The organism is Halopiger aswanensis, from assembly GCF_003610195.1.
Lineage (GTDB): Archaea > Halobacteriota > Halobacteria > Halobacteriales > Natrialbaceae > Halopiger > Halopiger aswanensis.
In genome coordinates this window covers 1,369,808-1,387,957 of record NZ_RAPO01000001.1, presented here as the reverse complement: position 1 = coordinate 1,387,957, position 18,150 = coordinate 1,369,808, and the positions used below count along the sequence as shown (strand labels likewise).

Here is an 18,150-nt window from a genome sequence, read left to right as displayed (position 1 = left end):
CCGGTGTGGAAGAGCCGTATGGTCAGGACGATTGGCCGCGAGGGAACGGATCGGATGGAAGCGCTGGGAGACGGCGTGTTCGCGATCCCGCTGCTGATCGCGCCGCTGCAGGTGCTGTGGATTCGATACTACCGGCGGGTCACCGCAGACGCGGACGAGCGGGACGGCGAAAGACGGGAGGGAGAAGAGGACGGACGGCGAGCGACCGACACCCGCTGCTGCGCTCGCTGCAGTCGCTATCTGCTCGGAACCTGCGTTCCCACCGACAGACGGAGATGGCAACGGCTACCCCGTCCTCGAGCGCGACTGCTCACCCAGCCGGAGTCTCCGGTCAGCACGAACGTGCGGTAATTGCTAAGTGATCGCACGGCGATAGTGCGACTATGTGGCCCTGGTCCTCTCGGCGCCGAACGACGACGGTCACGTGCCTCGCCTGCGGCGACGAGGTCACCCGGTCGAAGGCCCGGGAGTACGACAAGTACGGCAACCGCTGGGACCGCGAGGACAAGGAGTTCGAGTACCTCTGCAAGTCCTGCGACCGGGAGCTCTGTCACCACCCGCGGAACGAACTCGAGGAGCTGCTGGTCGACCTCGAGGCCGGCGAGCGGGATCGAACGGCGTTTCTCGACGGCTACCTCGCGGCGGTCGAAGAACGGTACGGACCGCTCGAGGAACGGCCCGAGGAGCGCCGCGAGGAGCGCTAACCGCTCGCGACTGGCTACAGATCGCTCGTCTTGAACCGCGCGTAGCCCGCAGCGGGGGCGAGGACGGCCCACCCGAGGAGGACGGCGACACCGAACAGCGACAGCGTCCGGTCGGGGTCCGCCTCGAGAACGAGGTCGAGCGCCCGCTCGTACGCGACGCTCGGCGAGAGCGCGCCGACGTAGGGGTGCCACCACGGCCGTTGGCTCGGCATCTCGAGGCCGTTGACGAGGAAGACGGCCGCGTCGGGGACGAACCGCCAGGCGAAGACGAACAGCATGAAGACGACGAAGGCTCCGATCGAGGCCCACGTCTGGTCCCGCGTCAGCGTCGAGAGGCAGGTCGCGATCGCGACGTAGGCGAGCCCGAGGACGGCCGCCGCGACGAGGTAGCCGCCCAGTTCGACGGCGGCCAGTTCGACCGAAAAGACGAGCGTGACCAGCGCGGCCGCGAGGACGCCGGCGACGAGCGAGACGGCCAGCACGACGTACCGCCCGAGGTAGGTGCCGACGACGACGTCGCGCCGGTCGTAGGGCAGGCCGAGCAGGAGGGTAAGCTGGCCGTCCTCGCGCGGCTTGACGATCGCCGCGTAGGACAGCATGAGCGCGACCGCAGGCACGAGGACGATGCTCACCCCGCTGAGCAGCCCGACGAGGTTTACCGGCTCCGCGTAGCCGGCTCGAGCCCGGTCGACGTGCAGGTAGGCGATCAACGCGAAGACGAGCGCGAACAGCGCGGCGTTCGAGTACAGCTGCCGGTTGCGGATCGCGTCGCCGACCTCCTTGCGCGCGATCAGCAGCCAGCCGCGGCTCCGGCTCATCGGGATCCCCCCGTGTAGGAGACGAACAGATCCTCGAGCGACGCCTCGCCGGTCGTAAAGTCCCGGATCGTCCCGCCGGCCGCCCGGATCTCGTCGAGGACGGTCAGCTTCGCGTCCGTCGCGCAGGCGACGACGAGATTGCCGTCGCGCGCAACGACCGAAGAGACGCCATCGAGGTCGTCGAGGGCCGGCGCGACCGTCTCGGGGTCCTCGCCGGCGGCCAGTTCGACCGTTAGTTCGGCGTCGGCGTCGGCCGCCGCGCGGAGCCCGTCGATCGTGTCGACGGCGACGAGTTCGCCGGCCCGCAGGATGCCGACGCGGTCGGCGACCGCCTCGACCTGCTCTAAGATGTGACTCGAGAAGAAGACGGCCGCGCCGCGGTCGCGCTCCTCGCGGACGATCTCGCGCATCCGGCGCACGCCGTGGGGGTCGAGGCCGGTCGAGGGTTCGTCTAAGATCAGCAACTCGGGCTCGCCCACGAGGGCCATCGCGAGCGCCAGTCGCTGGGCCATCCCCTTCGAGTAGTCGCTCGCGAGCCGGTCGCCGACGCCCTCGAGGCCGACTCGCTCGAGCAGCGCGTCGGGATCGTCGTCGGCGCCGTTGGCTTCGATCGCGTACGCGAGGTGCTGTCGGCCGGTCATCGTCTCGAACGGGGCGAATCCTTCCGGAAGGATGCCGACCCGTTCCCGGACGGCAGTCGGATCCGCAGTGACGTCGCGGCCGAGCACTTCGACCGATCCGGCGGAGGGGTGGGTGTAGTGCAGCAGAATGTCGATGGTCGTCGACTTCCCCGCGCCGTTGGGTCCGAGGAAGCCGAACACCTCACCGCGTTCGATCTCGGGGTCGATTCCGCGGAGGGCGGCGACGTCGCCGTAGCGCTTGGCGACGCCGCGGAGGGCGATTGCGGGCATCGTCGGAAATCGTGTTGTATCAGTAATAGGTTTTCCTATCGACAGGTCCGGGTCGGTTTCGCCGTCCCGACACGTCTTTGACCTTCACGTCCGTAGGCCATCCCATGAGTAACGACGCACAGGCCGAGGCCGGTACGGCCGAAGGCCAGGGCCCCGTCGAAGTCTCCGAGGACCTCGCGCGCCACCTCGAGAACAAGCGCGAGGAACTCTTCGAGAAGTTCGAGATCCGCGACGAGTTTCCCGCGGAGGTCCTCGAGGAGGCCGAAGCCCGAACGGAGGACGTCCAGAACGAGATCCAGGAGGAGGTCGACGAACGGAAGGACCTCCGCGATCTGACGACGTGGACGACCGACCCGATCGACGCGCAGGACTTCGACGACGCCCTCTCGATCGAGGAGCGGGAGGACGAGTACGTCCTCTGGGTCCACATCGCCGACGTAACCCACTACGTCAACCCCGACACCGCGATGTGGGACGAGGCCGTCGAGCGCGGGAACACGGTCTATCTGCCGGGCTACACCATCCACATGCTGCCGCCCGTCCTCGCGGAGACCGTCTGCTCGCTGGTCCCCAACGAGGACCGGCTGGCCCACACCGTCGAGATGCACCTCGACAAGGAGAACCTGGGCTACGAGAACATCGAGATCTACAAGTCCGTCATCCAGTCCGACGAGCGGCTCACCTACACGCAGGCCGAAAACCGCCTCGAGGACCCCGACGCCGACCTCCACGAGGAGAACAAACTCGTCTACGAACTCGCCGACCGGATGCACGAACAGCGCAAGGAGGACGGCTCGCTGGTCCTGAACCCCTCTCGGGACCGCGCCCACACCATCATCGAGGAGTGCATGCTGAAGGCCAACAAGGCCGTCACGCACGAACTCATGTGGAATCGCGGCGTCGAGGCGATGTACCGCGTTCACCCCCAGCCCAGCCCCGACGAGTGGTCCGAGGCGCTGCAGGAGATTCAGGATCTGGACGGCGTCTCGATCCCCGGCAGCACCTGGGACGACCCGCGCAAGGCGGTCAACGCGACGCTCGAGGAGGCGCCGGGCCGCCAACTGGACAAGATCCAGTGGGCGGTGATGAAGGTGATGCCGCGCGCGAAGTACATGAACGACCCGTTCGGCGGCCACCACGCGCTGAACTTCGAGATCTACGGCCACTTCACCAGCCCGATCCGCCGACTCTCGGACCTGATCAACCACTGGATCGTCTACCAGAACGACGTGCCCGAGAACCTGATCGAACTCTGCGACCGCGCCAGCGATAAGCAGAAGGACGCCGAGCAGTGCGAGCGCGAGTACAAGAACTTCCTGCAGGAGGTCGGCCTCGATCCGATGGCGGTCAACAACCGCGGGATCGAGGTCGTCGACGCGGACGAGGCCGAAAAGACGCTGTAACTCCGGTCGCCGTCACGCGACGCGCTCCGACTCACAACCGTTTTTCGTAGATGCACTCGTCGACCCCGTCCGCCAGATCGGACCGTCGCGTCTGCACTCGCTCGAATCCCGCCGACTCGTAGAACGAGACGCCGATCTCGTTGTCCGCCAGAACCGTCAGTCGAAGTCGATCGCACGTCGGCTCGAACGCCGCTTCGATCCGCTCGAGCAGCGCCGTTCCGGCGCCTTCGCCCCACGTGTCCGGTCGGACGTACAGCCGAACGAGGTAGGCGGCGGCGGGGTCGTCGGGGTGGAGCCCCGCGTGGGCGAACCCCTCGATTTCGGCACCGACGCCGGCGTCGGAACCGGCGGTAGCGTCAGGAGCAGTGTCAGTGTCGGAATCGTCATTCGTGTCGGCAGGGACTGCGAGCAAGAACGTTTCGTCGTCCGTCTCCCGCGAATTCCGGATCGACTCCTCGAGTTCCGCGATCGCGTACCAGTCGTCGGTAACGTCGGCGACCGTCTCGGCGCCGAGGATATCGTCGTAGGCAGCGTGCCAACTCTCGCGGGCGATTTCGCGGACGACCGGTGCCGCGTCCGTCGTCGCCTGACGGATGGTCCAGTCCATGGTGTTGTCCTGTACCCGGACCGGCAAAGTCTCTCGTGCGGGTTGTGAACGTGGACCGAATGCTGCTCAGATAGCCTTCTCGTAAACGAACTCCTCGAGTTCGTCGCCCAACCCCGTCTCTCGCACTGCGACCCGTTCGTACCCCGACGATTCGGCGAAGGAAATCCCGATATCGTTGTCCGCGAGGACCGCCAGCCGCACGCGGTCGAACGAGTCCGCCAGCAGCGCCTCGAGGCGCTCGAGCAGCGTCGTGCCGACGCCCTCGCCCCAGGCGTCGGGACGGACGTAGAACCGGGCGACGTACGCGACCGAGTCGTCTTCGGGCCAGGGGACGGCGTGAGCGAAGCCGCGACACTCCTCGGGGCCGCCGTCGGAGTCGTCCGGCTCGACGACGAGGAACTCGGCGTCGTCGCGCCCGATAACGTCGGTAATCGAGGACTCGAGGTCGCCGAGCGCGTACCACTCGTCGACGACCTCGTCGACCGTTCCGGGGCCGAGGATGTCGTCGTAGGCGGCGTGCCAACTCGCCCGCGCCGTTTCGTGGATGGCCCACGCGTCGTCGGTGGTCGCCCGTCGGACCGCTCCAGTCACGGACGGGCCTACCACCGCACCGACAAAAAGCCCGTGGCTGGAAAGTGATCGTTGTATCGGTCTCTAATACGTTTTGCGGAGTAATACAGCTCCGCGTGTTTGTTTATGAGTGCTATATGACAGTATCGGCTGATCGGTTGGCTACGCCGTAGGATCGTCGGCGGGCGGGGAACTCCAGAACGCGAGAGCCAACGCTACAGCGACGGGTCACGGCCGTCGCTGTCGCCGACGCACTGCTGGCGGTCCTCGAGTTCGGCACAGGCTTCCCGGAATAGCCCGTCCAGAATCTCGGGCGTCGTCGGATGGTAGGCCCGCTTGGGCAGGTCGCGGACGTCCAGTCCCATCTCGACGGCGACCTGCATCGTCTTGGCCATCACGTCGGCGTGGAGGTGCAGCCCCTGATAGCCCAGTACGGACCCGGTTTCGGCGCTGACGACCAGCGTCGCGCGCCCTTCGGGGTGGTTCTTGCTCTTGAAGACGCCGTCTGACGACGCCTCGCGGCTGACGACGAACGCGTCCATTCCCGACTCGGCGGCCGTCATCGGCGTGTGCCCGATGCGGACGAACGGGTAGACGCCCAGCCCCGAGAAGATCACGTGGTGGGGGACGTTGGCGTACGGTTCGCACTCCTCGCCGCGAGCGTGGTGGACGATGTTCTCACCGGCCGCAAAACCCTGTTCCTTGGCGACGTGCAAAATCGGCTCGCGGCCGTTGGCGTCGCCGACGACGAAGACGCGTTCGTCGTCGCTCGCCTGCATCGTCGACCCGACCCAGCCCTCGCCCGGCTCGAGAGCGGTGTGTTCGAGTCCCAGCCCGTCGAGATTGGGCCGACGGCCGGTGAAGCAGTAGAGTTCGTCGGCCTCGACGGTCCGCGGTTCGCCGTCCCGGCGTTCGACGACCATCCGAACGCCGCCGTCGTCGGTCGGTTCGACGCGCTTCTCGTCCGTTTCGGTCAGCACCTCGATGCCGAAGTGATCGCAGTAGAGTTCGAGCAGCGCGTCGCCGTACGCGTCCGGCACGTCCTCGAGGGGGCGCCGATCGTGCTCGATCACCGTGAGATCGACGTCGCCGACCTCGCTCAGGTAGGGCCCGAGCTCGAGGCTGACGTAGCCGTGGCCCATCACGATCGCCGAGTCGGGAAACTCGGTCGCGTCGAGGACGTCCGCGCTAGTCCGGAACGACACGTCGTCGATCCCCGGCAACTCAGTGGGGGCGTTGACCACCGATCCCGTCGCGATGACGACGTAGTCGGGTTCGATTCGGCGCCCGCCGTCCTCGAGTTCGAGCACGCGGTCGTCGACGAACCGTGCGGTGTCGTGGACGAACTCGACGCCCTCGCGCTCGGCGAGATCGTGGACGTGATTCCGGCGGTGTGCGGCGAAGCTCGAGATGTGTTCGTCTTTCCGCTCGACGACTGCTTCGGGATCGACCTCGGGGACACCCTCGAGTCGGTCGTCGTGGCGCGCCTGATAGCGGTGCTGGCCGGCCGAGAGGACGTCCTTCGAGGGCATGCAGCCGCGCAGAATACAGAGGCCGCCGCCGGGCTCGCCGTCGTCGATCAGCGTGAGTTCGAGGCCGTCGTCCGGTTTGATTCCGCCCGCGCGCTCCCCGTCGCTCGCGGTCTCCGGCTCGAGTTCGTCGGCCCGCTCGAGGAGTTCGTCGGCGACGGCGACGCCGGCGCTCCCGTAGGCGCCGACGATGGCTACGTGGACCATAGGCTTGCTACGGTGTCGACGCAAAAATGCGTTCGTCCGACGTTCCAGTGCTCGAGAACGGGATGCGGCGGGCTGGTGGGCTGGCGGGCTGCGAGCTGACGAAATCGTGCAGGAAGAAGGAGAATCGTCGGACGTGATTCGGATTCGGGACTCGAGACTCGAGACTCGCTCAGCATCCGCTCGAGCGATCAGTCCTGCAGTCGCGCGAGCAGTCCGGCGATCGAGAGTGCGATCGTCGCGACGCCGACGCCGAAGCCGGGGAGGCTGTCGCCGCTCCCGCCGGAGTCGCTCTCGCTTTCACCGGTTTCCTCGTCCGTCGTCTCGTCGTCACTGTCGGTCGTGTCGGTTTCCTCCTGGGTCTCCGAATCCGTCGTGCTGGTATCGCTCTCGTCGTCGGTCCCGTCGCTCGAGTCGGTTTCGTCGTCGCTCGAGCCGTCGTCGGTCGACCCCCCGTCGTCCGAGCCGTCGATCGTCGCCGTTCGCTCGGAGAAGTGGTTGAAGGCGATGTAGACCGTCGCCTCACCCTGCGCTTCGGCCTGCTGGGCGACCATGTAGTGCGAACTGTCGGCGTTCTGCGTCGCCGCCTCGAGTTCGCTCTTCGAGGAGGCTTCGACGGCCGCCTCGCCGTCGACGGTTACGTCGATGTCCTCGAGGCTTCCGACGGCTTCCTCGGAGACGGTCGTGATGACGACCGTCCCCTCACCGTGGGCGCGCTCGACGGTCATCTCGACCTGACTCTCGGCGGCTTGGCTGACCTCGGCGCTGATATCCTCGCCGTAGGCCACCGCGCTCTTTGCGGTCTCGCCGTCGCGGTCCTCGACGTGGACCTCGGCGGCCGCCGTGCCGTCGGCGATCAGCGACTCCTCGTACTCGGCGTCCTCGTCACGTTCGCCGTCCTCGTAGGAGCGGAAGGTCAGCGCCGCGTCGCTCGCGAGTTCGGCGGTAACGTCGCCCTCGTCGTTGACGGTGACCTCGCCGTCGCCGACGACGAGGAAGACGCCCTCGTTGCTGCCGGTCTCGACGCGGACCGTGTCGCCGTCCTGTTCGGCCGTTGCGTCGGCGCCGAGTTCGGCCTGGACGTACTGGCTCTCGCCGCCGCTGCGGACGACCAGCGAGCCGCGCTGGTTGTCGTGAGCCGACAGCGTCGCGCCGCTCTCGGCCTCGACCTGCGCGCTGGTCTCGGTCTGCGCGGCGAGCGACAGCCCCGCCCCGTTCAGATCCGTCATCGTCTCGAGGCTGATGTCGGCGCCGAGGCCGGCATCCGCACCGGCGTCGCTCTGGGACTGAACCGACACCGAGGAGAACGCCTCCTCGCCGTCGATCGTGTAGTTGGCGATGGCGTCACCGTCGACCGCGAAGTCGACGTGGGTCCCCGCGTACGCCTCGCCGTCGGCGCTCGTACTCGATGTTCCGTCTCCGCTCTGAGTCGTCGCTGCGCCCGCTGCACCGGCGCCCGCGGCCAGTCCGATCGTACTCGCGGCCACGAGCAGTACAACGAGCACTGTGGCTCCTCGGTTCACGTTCATTGCGTCCGGAGAATGCGAGAGGGACGTAAAACGGCTTGTGGCAAATCCGTCCAAATGACGGGTCCGACCCCGTATACGGCGGCCGGTAGTATAACTCGGATCACACGAAACGCAAGCGCAGGAATCGCTACCGGGAAATCGCCTTCGCGCCCTCTTTGACGACCGCTTCGACCTCCTCCTCGGTGATGAGCGCGACGTCGCCCGGAATCGTCCGCTTGAGCGCGGCCGCCGCCGCCGAGTACTCGAGCGCCGTCGGCACGTCGTCGCCGTCGAGTCGCCGGGCGATAAAGGTGCCCGTGAAGGCGTCGCCGGTGCCGATCGGCGAGACGGTGTCCGTCTCGTAGACGTCCTGTTCGTGGACGACGTTGTCGTGCCAGCCGATCGCCCCCTCCGCGCCGCGGGTGACGATGACCGTCTCGAAGTCGTACTGCGAGCCCAGCTGGTGGGCGATCTGTCGCGGATCGCCCTCGAGGCCGAGGACGTTCTGCGCGTCGCGGGCGGCGATGACGAGCACGTCGATGCCGGGGAACAGCTGGGTCAGCACCTCCTTGGCCTCCTCGGGCGACCAGAGCTTGGCGCGGTAGTTGAAGTCGAAGGCGGTCGTCGTCCCGCCCTCCTTCGCGGCCTTCAGGAGGTTCGTCGTCGTCTCGCGCAGCGTCGGCGAGAGCGCGGGCGTGATGCCGGTCGTGAAGAAGACGTTGGCGTCCTTGATCACGTCGAGGTCGAACTGGCGGGCCTTCGCGGTCGTGATCGCGGCGTTTTGCCGGTCGTAGATGACGTTCGTACCGCGGGGTTCGCCCGCCTGTTCCATGTAGTAGGTCCCCACTCGTCCCTGCGGGCTCCAGGCGACGTCGGTCTCGATGCCGTACTGGCGGAGCTTGCCGACGACCTGCCGCCCCAGCGGGTTCTCGGGGAGCTTCGAGAGCCACGTCGCCGACGTGCCGAGCCGCTGGGCGGCGATCGCGACGTTGCTCTCGGCGCCGCCGACGTGGACCTCGAACTCGTCGGTGTCCTCGAGGCGCTCGTTGTCGGGCGGAGAGAGCCGTAGCATGGTCTCTCCGAAGGAGACGAGATCGCTCACGGTGCATCCCTCCGTCCGGCGTGCGGATCGATCGGCGTCATAGGTCGGTCAACGGACGGGGCCGGTATAAGTCGTGTCGTTGTCACTCGACGGCCGCGGCGTCGCACGAGTTGCGGTTAGCGGCTCGCACTCGAGCCGATCGAGGGCTCGGCGGTCACCGTCGCGGGGCGGGCGTCGTCGGTCTCGCCGCGGTCGCCGTCCTCGCCCTCGATCTCGATCGCCGCGCCGAAGTCCTCGAGCAACTCGCAACTCGCCGCGACGTGATCGGTTACTTCAGGCACGCGGACGCGTCCCCCCGCGATAGCGAGGAAGACGAGCAACTGGTCGGCCATGTGTCGGTCGACCGGCGCCGCGTCCTCGCGCTCGAGGAAGCGGTTCGCGGCGTCAGCGGCGTCTTCGCCGACGCGCTCGGCGGGCTTGCCGCGCTCGCCTAGCGCGGTGAAGCCCGCGACGCCGGTGCCGTGGTCGATCCGTACGACGAGCGCCGAGCCGGGACTGGGGCTCGCTGCGGTGGTTTCGCACCGCTCTGCGATTTCGAGATCGCTGCCGCTCTCGCCTTCGCGTTCCTCGACCCCGAGCCGTTCGAGCGCCCCCTCGACCTGCCGAAATGCGACGTCTCTGTCGGCCAGCGATTCGGATTCAGTCGAATAGATTCGCACGTCCTCGAGCGACCCGCGCTCGGCGAGTTCGATCGGCTCGATCGTGGAAGGGGCGAGGTGTAGCGTCGTCCGCCCGCCGCCGTCGGGGTAGAACCCGCGACGTTCGACCTCGCAGGCGGCCGTGAGTCCGTACCGGCGCAGCAGCGGGAGTTTAACGTGTCTGAAGTAGTCCAGCGGCGGGGACCACTTCACGTCGGTCCCGCCGGTTGCCGTCACCCGAAGCGGCGACTCGAGGATCGTCGCGAGCGGCAGCAGGGAGTCGAACAGCAGCGTCACGCTGCCGGCGGTGCCGATGTCGACGGCGTACTCGCCGCCCTCGAGTTGCGGGGTCGCGGTCCCGGTCGCCCTCGAGTCGCCGTCGGCGAGTTCCGGATCGAACGCGACGGTCTCCGCGCCGAGTTCCGAACCCGAAACGTCGGCGTCGCAGATCTCGGCCATCGTCTCGAGCACCGCCAAATGCTGGTGCCGAAGGCCGGGCGTCGACCGATCCCCGCGGACGTGCTCGAGGCGGACGGTCTCGTTTTTCAGGGCTGCGAGGTCCAGCGCCGTGCGGAGGAACTGCCCGCCAGCACTCGAGCCGTCGAGTTCGCGGTCGGCGTCGATAGCCGTCATGCGAGGGGCTTGGGGCTCGAGTGCCGTAGCCGTTGTTCGTCGCCGTCGCGCTCGCTCGATCAATACTGTTAGGAGTCGGTCGGCCCAATCCGGACGTATGCAAACCCACATCGTCCCGGTCGGCTTCGACTACGACCGGCTGATCGCGCCGCTGGTGCGCGATCAGATCGACGTCGAGCGCGTCATCTTGCTGGAGGGCGCCGTCGGGAGCGAGGCCAACGTGGAGTACTCCCGGCGGCTCTCGGAGAAACTCGAGACGGACTTCCAGAACCTGCTGGGCGCGAGCACCGAGCGGTTCGTCTTGGAGGACGTCTACGACTACGACGAGGCATTCGAGCAGGCCTACGGCCTCATCACCGCCGAACTCGATCGCGGCAACGAGGTCTGGGTCAACATCGCCGCGATGCCCCGCACCGTCAGCTTCGCGTTCGCGACCGCCGCGAACTCGCTGATGGTCGAGCGCGAGGACGACCGCGAGCAGATCCACACCTACTACACCGCCCCCGAGAAGTACCTCGAGACGGAACTCGCCGAGGAACTGCGCGAGCAGATCGAGTTGCTCGAGGATCTCGAGGCGGCCGGCGCGGGTGGGGACACGGGGAACGGCGATGCGGTCGCGGACGAGCGCATCGCAACCCGGCTCGAGAGCGCCCGAGACCTCCTCTCGGAGTTCGACGAGCGCGGGACGACCATCGGCGCGAAGGAGATCGACGGCAGCCACATCGTCGAACTGCCGGTCGCCTCCTTCTCGAACGTCAAACCCTTCGAGGAGCTCATCCTCTACAAACTCGGCGAGGACGGGGAGTTCGACTCCGTCTCCGAACTGGCCGAGTCGCTCGCGCGGGAACTCAACGAGGAGTACACCGACAGCTTCCGCTCGAAGGTGATCTACAACGTCGACCGCCTCGGCCCCGGCGGAAAGGGCTACATCGAGCGCGAGGAACACGGGAAATCCTACCGAACGCGGCTCTCCCGGATCGGCGAGCTGTGGGTTCGTGCCCACTCCGATAACGACTCGCAGGAGCGGTAAGCCGGCGAGGCCGGCGAGGATCAGCCGACCCGCTCGAGGACCCGTTCCCGGAGAACGAGCAGGCACGGCAGCACGGTGAGGCAGGCGACGAACGCGAAGACGATGCTCAGTCCCGTGACCAGTCCGAACCGCTGCAGCGGGGGTGCAAGCGCCAGACTGAGGACGCCGAATCCGGCGGCCGTCGTCGCGGCGCTTCCCAACAGCGCGCCGCCGGTCCCGGTGACCGTCGCGGCCAGCGCGTCCTCGAGCGATTCTCGCTCGTTTCGCTCCGCGACGAACCGCTCGCCGACGTGGATGCTGTAGTCGACGCCGAGTCCGATCGCGAGGCTCGTGATGACGGCCGTCTCGCTGTTGAACGGCAGGTCGAGCAGCGCCATCGTCCCGAGCAGCCACGCGAGCGCGGCGACGACCGGCGCGAGCGTGACCGCGCCCAGCGAGAACGAGCGGTGGCGGACCCAGTACAGCCCCGTCAGGAAGACGAGGATGACGACCAGCGTGATCGCGAAGGCCTCGACGAGCGTCTCGAGGAGCGCGTCCTGTACCACCGCCGTCGTCACCGGGCCGCCGGTCGCGATGGCCGTGATCGAGCCCCCGTCCGCGGCGCGTTCGACCTCGGTCGCTACCGCGCGGGTGTCGTCGGCGACCGACTGGGCGGCCGCGTCGCCCTGCACGCTCACGAGGAGCCGTGCGGACTCGTATCGAGTCCCGCCCGATCCGTCGCCCGAATCGACCGGGTAGAGGACGTCATCCGCCCGATCGGGGTCGACGTCGAACAGCAGGTTGTAGATGCCGGCGACGTCCTCGTTCGGGAGCCCGTCGCCGGTCGTATCGCGTTCGTCGACCGCGGCCGCGACGGACGCGTTCTCGCTCGCGAGCTCGCGGACGACTGACGGCGGGCCCTCGATCGCGGCTGCGCCGTCCGGGCGGATGACGATCGTCCCGTCCGAATCGACTGCGCCCCCGGCCTCGTCCATCGCGGCGAGTGCTGCGGGATCCGTGACGTCCCCGCGTATCAGAATCTGCGCTCGACTGCCCTCCCCGCGCTCGGCGAAGTTGTCCCCGAGGTACGCCGCGTCGTCGCTGATCGTGTACGTGTCGGGCGCCAGCGGGCCGGGCAGGGACTTGGCCCACTCGGGCGCGTCCTCGGGGAGGAAATCGGCCTGATTGAACTCAGTGTCGATCCCCGTCGCGCCGTAGGCGCCCCCGGCGGCGAGGACGAGCGCGACGAGGACGACCGCCAGCGGAGCTCGTCGGGGGATCGCGACCGCTCGCGAGAGGACGCGGTTGGCCCCGCCCGATCCCGCCCCGAACGGCCGCTTCGCTCGATCGCGGCCGAACCGCGTCTCGAGCACGTCGTCGACCTCGGCTTTGAGCGCCGGCACCAGGACGGCGAACGCGACGAACGTCGCGAGGATGCCCGCGCCGCTGAGGACGGCGAAGTCCCGCACCGCGCCCAACGGACTGACGACGTTCGAGAGGAACCCGACGGCCGTCGAGACCGTGGCGGCGAACAGCGCGAGGATGACGCCCGCGAGCCCGAGCGTCATCCCGGTACGCGGGCTGATCGGCCCCGAACCGCCGTTCGCGCCCGCAGTTACCGTTCGCTCCGTCGTCGCGCTCCGCTCGAGGTCGCCGGCTCTGGCCTCCCGGTACCGCATGACCACGTGGAGCGCGTAGTCGATGCTCAATCCGATCAGCAGGAAGGGGACGGCGATCAACAACTGGCTCGAGGGGATCTCGAGCCAGCCCTGCACGCCGGCGAGCCACGCCATGACGACGCCGATCCCGACGAGCGCGATCACGATATCGACGATATCCCGGTAGGTGAACGCGAGAACGCCGAGCACGAGCACGAGCGCGACGGGCGTGATGATCGCGAAACTGTCGCCGACGGCGCTCGAGGACGCCGCGTCGGTGATCCCCTGACCGAAGACGAACGCGTCGTCGAAGCGCTCGTCGACCCGATCGGCGAGTTCTACCTGCGCGTCGTAGGCGGCCTGCGGGTCCTCCTCGGGGCCGCCGTCGTCGACCTGAAAAAGGAAGGTAATCCGCGCGTCGGCCGACGTGTCGCCCGGTTCGTAATCGGCCGGGAGGAACTCGTAGGGGTCACGCTCGCCGTCCGGTCCTGCGGTGGCGCCGTCCCCGTCAGCATCTGGGTCGAGAACGTCCGCGAGTAGCTCCTCGACCTCGTCGTCCGAGCGCGACTCGAGCGCCGCGATCTGTTCCTCGAGGGTCGGCTCGCTCCGCTCCGGCGGGCCGTCCGCCCCGGCCGCGCGGTCCTCGAAGACGGCGGCGGTCCCGACGACGTTCTCGAGGCCGACGAACCCCCGCTCGTCCAGCGTGGCGTTCGACTCGGGATCATCGCGGAACTCCCGCTGGAGCCGCAGCCCCTCGAGCAGCGACTCCCGCGTGAGCACGTCCCCGCCCTCGTCGCGGACGACCAGTTGGGCGACGACCGCGTCGTCGGTCCCGTAGGTCGCCTCGATCTCCTCGAGGGCCGCCTGCTCCGGCGAGTCGGTTTCGAACTGGCCGATTTCGCCGTCCTCGGACTCGCCGATCGCCGCACCCGCCGCGACGACCGCGGTGAGCAACAGGACGAGGACGACGACCAGCCGCCCGTGCGAGACGACGGTCGCTGCGTATCGGTCGGCGAGAGCGCCGCTCGGTCGTCGCTCGCGGTCGGGATCGCGTTCGGTCACTGTCAGCGGGTGCAACCGGACCGCTCATAACGGTTCGGATGGAAACCGCTGTCGTATAATCGATTTCGGATTATGAACACGGATATCGACCGCGACCGCGGCGTCCTCTCGCCCGCGGATCGCGCCTACCTCCTCGGCGAACGCGAGATGAGCCACGACCAGTCGAAACGGAACGCGGAGGCCCGGATCCGCAACCGGATCCGAGCCGGCGTGCTGGACTTCGACCTCTTCTTGCACACGCTGCCCGAGAAGGACCGTCGGCAGGTATTCGAGGGTGTCGCGACCGGCGAGGACGAGGAACTGCGGGCCGGACTCCGGTCGATGCTCGCCTTCGCCTACCTCGGCCTCGAGGAGCGCGGGGTCGACTTCGCGGCCGTCCTCGAGCCGGCCGTCAGGAGCTGCGAGGAGTATCTCGCGGCGACCGACGACGAGGCCGTCTCGGTCGACGTAACGTTCGACGTCGAGACGACCGTCGAATCCTCGCTCTCGGACGTCGTCGCGCGCCTCGAGGCCGGCGAGCCGGTCACCCCTCGCGAACTGTTCACCCTGGTCATGGAGGGCGAGTACGACCCGACGGACCACGATCGGATCGCGCTCGCCACCGCTGCCGATGCCGGCGGCAGCGACGGATTCCTCGAGCGGCTGGCGTCGTACCTGGACGGCGACCTCCGATTCGTCACCGACTCGCGGGCGATTATCGATCTCGAGGCGGGCGACGGGGCCGCCGGCGGGTGACCGGACGACGAAACACCTAACACCGGTCCCCGGGCAAGATGTACGTATGCCCGCTGCAGTCGCGGTTTCGGCCGATCCGTTCGACGGCCCGCGCGGCGCGGTTTTCGTAGGGGCCCCGTAGCCCCGCATACCCACCCCGTTTCGACGGATGTATTGTCGGCGACCAGCATTCACCGAGCAACGACTGGTATCACCAATGGACGACGCTACGTTTCATCGGACGACGAATCGACGCCCGGCACGGGCGGTGAGAGCATGAGTATGGACGCACAACAGGACGACACCGAAGCCGACGCGAGCGACGAGGAACCGACCCTCGAGGGCTCCTACGACCCCGAAGCGGTCGAAGAGCGCTGGCAACAGCGCTGGGTCGACGAGGAGGTCTACGCCTACGAGAGCGACCCCGAACGGGATCCCAACACCCTCTACGCGATCGACACGCCGCCGCCGACGGTGTCGGGGAGCCTACACATGGGCCACCTCTACGGCTCGACGCTGCAGGACTTCGCCGCGCGATTCCAGCGAATGGCCGACGGCGACGTTCTCTTTCCCTTCGGCTACGACGACAACGGGATCGCCTCCGAACGGCTGACCGAGCGCGAACTGGACATCCGCCATCAGGACTACGAACGGCGGGAGTTTCAGGAACTCTGCCGGGAGGTCTGTCAGGAGTACGAGGCCGAGTTCACCGAACAGATGCAGTCGCTCGGCACCTCGATCGACTGGACGAGCACCTACAAGACGATCGAACCGCGCGTCCAGCGCATCTCCCAGCTTTCCTTCCTCGACCTCTACGAGAAGGGACGGGAGTACCGCAAGAAAGCCCCCGCGATCTGGTGTCCCGAGTGTGAGACCGCGATTTCGCAGGTCGAGATGGAGGACGACGAACGGGGCTCGCACTTCAACGACATCGCGTTCGAACTGGTCGGCGACGACGCGCCGCGCGACGAGTTCGTTATCTCCACGACCCGACCCGAACTGATCCCCGCCTGCGTTTCCGTCTTCGTCCACCCCGACGACGAGGAGAACCAGGATCTGGTCGGCGAGACCGCCCGCATCCCGATCTTCGGCCACGAGGTGCCGATCATCGCCGACGACCGCGTGGACATGGAGAAGGGCAGCGGGATCGTCATGTGCTGTACCTTCGGCGACCAGAAGGACATCGAGTGGTACCAGGCCCACGACCTGCCGCTGCGCGTGGCGATCGACGAGTCCGCGACGATGACCGACCTCGCCGGCGACTACGAGGGCATGTCCACCGAGGAAGCCCGCGAGGCCATCGTCGAGGACTTAGACGAGGAAGGCTACCTCCGCGACCGCTGGGAAATCTCCCACACCGTCCAGGTCCACGAGCGCTGCGAGACGCCCGTCGAGTTCCGCGTCTCCAAGCAGTGGTACGTCGAACTCCTCGATCACAAGGAGGAGTACCTCGAGGCCGGCCGGGAGATGGACTGGTACCCGGAGAAGATGTTTACCCGGTACAAACACTGGATCGAGGGCCTCGAGTGGGACTGGCTGATCTCCCGCCAGCGCGACTCGGGGATCCCGTTCCCGGTCTGGTACTGCGCGGACTGCGACCACGAGATCATGGCCGCGCGCGAAGACCTGCCGGTCGATCCGCTCAGCGACGAGCCGCCGGTCGACGCCTGTCCCGAGTGCGGCCACGACGAGTTCGTCCCCGAGGACGACGTCTTCGACACGTGGGCGACCTCCTCGCTGACCCCCCTCATCAACGCCGGCTGGGACTGGGATGCGGAGGCCGAGGAGTTCACGATGGACAAGCCGGAGCTGTATCCCTTCGACCTGCGCCCGCAGGGCCACGACATCATCTCGTTCTGGCTGTTCCACACCGTCGTCAAGTGCTACGAGCACACCGGCGAGGTGCCCTTCGACGCGACGATGATCAACGGCCACGTGTTAGACGAGAACCGCGAGAAGATGTCCAAATCGAAGGGCAACGTCGTCGACCCCGACGACGTGCTCGCGGACTACCCCGTCGACGCGGTCCGCTTCTGGGCCGCAAGCGCCGCGGTCGGCGACGACTTCCCCTACCAGGAGAAGGACCTCCGCGCCGGCGAGAAGCTCCTGCGCAAGCTCTGGAACGCCTCGAAGCTCACCGATACCCTCGCGCCGCGCGAGCCCGAGGAGCCCGAGGCGCTCGAGCCGATCGACCGCTGGCTCCTCGCCGAACTCGACGACGCCATCGAGGAGTTGACCGCCCAGCTCGAGGAGTACGAGTTCGCGAAGGCCCGCGACCGCCTGCGCACGTTCTTCTGGAACACCTTCTGCGACGATTACCTCGAGATCGCGAAGGGGCGCGAGGACAACCCCTCGACGCAGTACGCGCTGCGGACGGCCCACCGTACGTTCCTCGAGCTGTGGGCGCCGTTCCTGCCCCACGCGACCGAGGAGATCTGGCAGGCCGTCTACAGCGACGACCCGGATGACCTCGAGGACAACAGCATCCACGTCCGCGACTGGCCCGAGCCGCAGGGGTACGAGGCCGACCTCGAGGCCGGCGAGACCGCGATGGAGGTCATCTCCGCGCTCCGGCGGTACAAGAGCGAGCACCAGCTGCCGCTGAACGCCGACCTCGAGTCGGTTGCCGTGTACGGCCCGATCGAGGGCTTCGAGGACGCGATCCAGAACGTGATGCACGTCCAGGAGCTGACCGTGCTCGATGCGGAGCCCGAAGTGACGACCGAAGTCGCTTCGATCGACCTCGACTACTCGACGCTCGGACCGAAGTTCGGCTCGAAGGTCGGCGAGATCGATTCGGGCATCGAGAGCGGGGATTACGAAATCGACGACGAGGCGGGCGTCCTCCGCGTCGCCGGCGAAGAACTCGAGGCCGACCTCTTCGAGGTCGAGTACGAGCGCACCTACTCCGGTGACGGCGAGATGATCGAGACCGAGTCGGCGGTCGTCATCCTCGAGGACTGATCCGATCGGGATGCGACTCGAGGACTGAACGGACTCGAGAGCCGACTCGAGGACTAAACACTCACATTTTCGTTCGTTTCGCGCTCCTTTGCAGTAACAGAGCGTGTCTCTCGTCT

At 67.6% G+C, this 18,150-nt stretch carries 15 protein-coding genes; 6 read left to right on the top strand and 9 right to left on the bottom strand.

Annotated elements, in window-relative coordinates:
- Window positions 1–18 precede the first annotated feature (18 nt).
- Window positions 19–351 (top strand): hypothetical protein, encoded by a 333-nt coding sequence (locus tag ATJ93_RS06675; RefSeq protein ID WP_120243798.1) that lies wholly within the window; start codon window positions 19–21, stop codon window positions 349–351.
- A gap of 32 nt (window positions 352–383) precedes the next feature.
- Window positions 384–704, top strand: coding sequence for a DUF7562 family protein (locus tag ATJ93_RS06670; protein WP_120243797.1), 321 nt, complete (start codon window positions 384–386; stop codon window positions 702–704).
- 14 nt (window positions 705–718) lie between these two features.
- Here ATJ93_RS06670 and ATJ93_RS06665 read toward each other — a convergent pair whose 3' ends face one another.
- Both ATJ93_RS06665 and ATJ93_RS06660 read right to left on the bottom strand, forming a co-directional pair.
- Complete coding sequence (locus tag ATJ93_RS06665; RefSeq protein WP_120243796.1) at window positions 719–1,522, bottom strand: ABC transporter permease subunit; 804 nt, start codon at window positions 1,520–1,522, stop codon at window positions 719–721.
- The gene (locus tag ATJ93_RS06660; protein ID WP_120243795.1) at window positions 1,519–2,433 is read right to left on the bottom strand and encodes an ABC transporter ATP-binding protein; all 915 of its coding nucleotides are present in this window, start codon (window positions 2,431–2,433) and stop codon (window positions 1,519–1,521) included. Before ATJ93_RS06660 ends, ATJ93_RS06665 begins: the two co-directional genes overlap by 4 nt.
- Window positions 2,434–2,537: 104 nt before the next feature.
- Between ATJ93_RS06660 and ATJ93_RS06655 the strand changes: the two genes are divergently transcribed.
- Complete coding sequence (locus tag ATJ93_RS06655; RefSeq protein WP_120243794.1) at window positions 2,538–3,836, top strand: RNB domain-containing ribonuclease; 1,299 nt, start codon at window positions 2,538–2,540, stop codon at window positions 3,834–3,836.
- A 31-nt stretch (window positions 3,837–3,867) separates the two neighbouring features.
- On the opposite strand, the gene ATJ93_RS06650 is transcribed toward ATJ93_RS06655, so the two are convergent.
- From ATJ93_RS06650 to rtcA, 6 genes are all read right to left on the bottom strand, one after another.
- Entirely contained in the window at window positions 3,868–4,443 is a 576-nt protein-coding gene (locus ATJ93_RS06650; protein WP_120243793.1) for a GNAT family N-acetyltransferase, read from the bottom strand.
- A gap of 66 nt (window positions 4,444–4,509) precedes the next feature.
- Window positions 4,510–5,034, bottom strand: coding sequence for a GNAT family N-acetyltransferase (locus tag ATJ93_RS06645; protein WP_120243954.1), 525 nt, complete (start codon window positions 5,032–5,034; stop codon window positions 4,510–4,512).
- 194 nt (window positions 5,035–5,228) lie between these two features.
- Complete coding sequence (locus ATJ93_RS06640) at window positions 5,229–6,749, bottom strand: FAD-dependent oxidoreductase (RefSeq protein ID WP_120243792.1); 1,521 nt, start codon at window positions 6,747–6,749, stop codon at window positions 5,229–5,231.
- Window positions 6,750–6,937: 188 nt separating this feature from the next.
- Window positions 6,938–8,275 (bottom strand): PGF-CTERM sorting domain-containing protein, encoded by a 1,338-nt coding sequence (locus ATJ93_RS06635; protein WP_120243791.1) that lies wholly within the window; start codon window positions 8,273–8,275, stop codon window positions 6,938–6,940.
- 127 nt (window positions 8,276–8,402) lie between these two features.
- The gene (kdgK1, locus tag ATJ93_RS06630; RefSeq protein WP_120243790.1) at window positions 8,403–9,356 is read right to left on the bottom strand and encodes a bifunctional 2-dehydro-3-deoxygluconokinase/2-dehydro-3-deoxygalactonokinase; all 954 of its coding nucleotides are present in this window, start codon (window positions 9,354–9,356) and stop codon (window positions 8,403–8,405) included.
- 116 nt (window positions 9,357–9,472) lie between these two features.
- Window positions 9,473–10,627, bottom strand: coding sequence for an RNA 3'-terminal phosphate cyclase (gene rtcA / locus ATJ93_RS06625; protein WP_211334028.1), 1,155 nt, complete (start codon window positions 10,625–10,627; stop codon window positions 9,473–9,475).
- 97 nt (window positions 10,628–10,724) lie between these two features.
- Between rtcA and ATJ93_RS06620 the strand changes: the two genes are divergently transcribed.
- The gene (locus tag ATJ93_RS06620; RefSeq protein WP_120243789.1) at window positions 10,725–11,657 is read left to right on the top strand and encodes an HFX_2341 family transcriptional regulator; all 933 of its coding nucleotides are present in this window, start codon (window positions 10,725–10,727) and stop codon (window positions 11,655–11,657) included.
- 20 nt (window positions 11,658–11,677) lie between these two features.
- Here the strand turns inward: ATJ93_RS06620 and ATJ93_RS06615 are convergent, their stop codons facing one another.
- Window positions 11,678–14,356, bottom strand: coding sequence for an efflux RND transporter permease subunit (locus ATJ93_RS06615; RefSeq protein ID WP_120243788.1), 2,679 nt, complete (start codon window positions 14,354–14,356; stop codon window positions 11,678–11,680).
- 72 nt (window positions 14,357–14,428) lie between these two features.
- Between ATJ93_RS06615 and ATJ93_RS06610 the strand changes: the two genes are divergently transcribed.
- Window positions 14,429–15,091, top strand: a complete 663-nt coding sequence (locus ATJ93_RS06610; RefSeq protein ID WP_120243787.1) for a hypothetical protein — start codon at window positions 14,429–14,431, stop codon at window positions 15,089–15,091.
- Window positions 15,092–15,244: 153 nt separating this feature from the next.
- Window positions 15,245–18,034 carry a valine--tRNA ligase gene (locus tag ATJ93_RS06605; RefSeq protein WP_120243786.1) on the top strand — a complete coding sequence of 930 codons (2,790 nt, stop codon included), beginning with the start codon at window positions 15,245–15,247 and terminating at the stop codon, window positions 18,032–18,034.
- Window positions 18,035–18,150 lie beyond the last annotated feature (116 nt).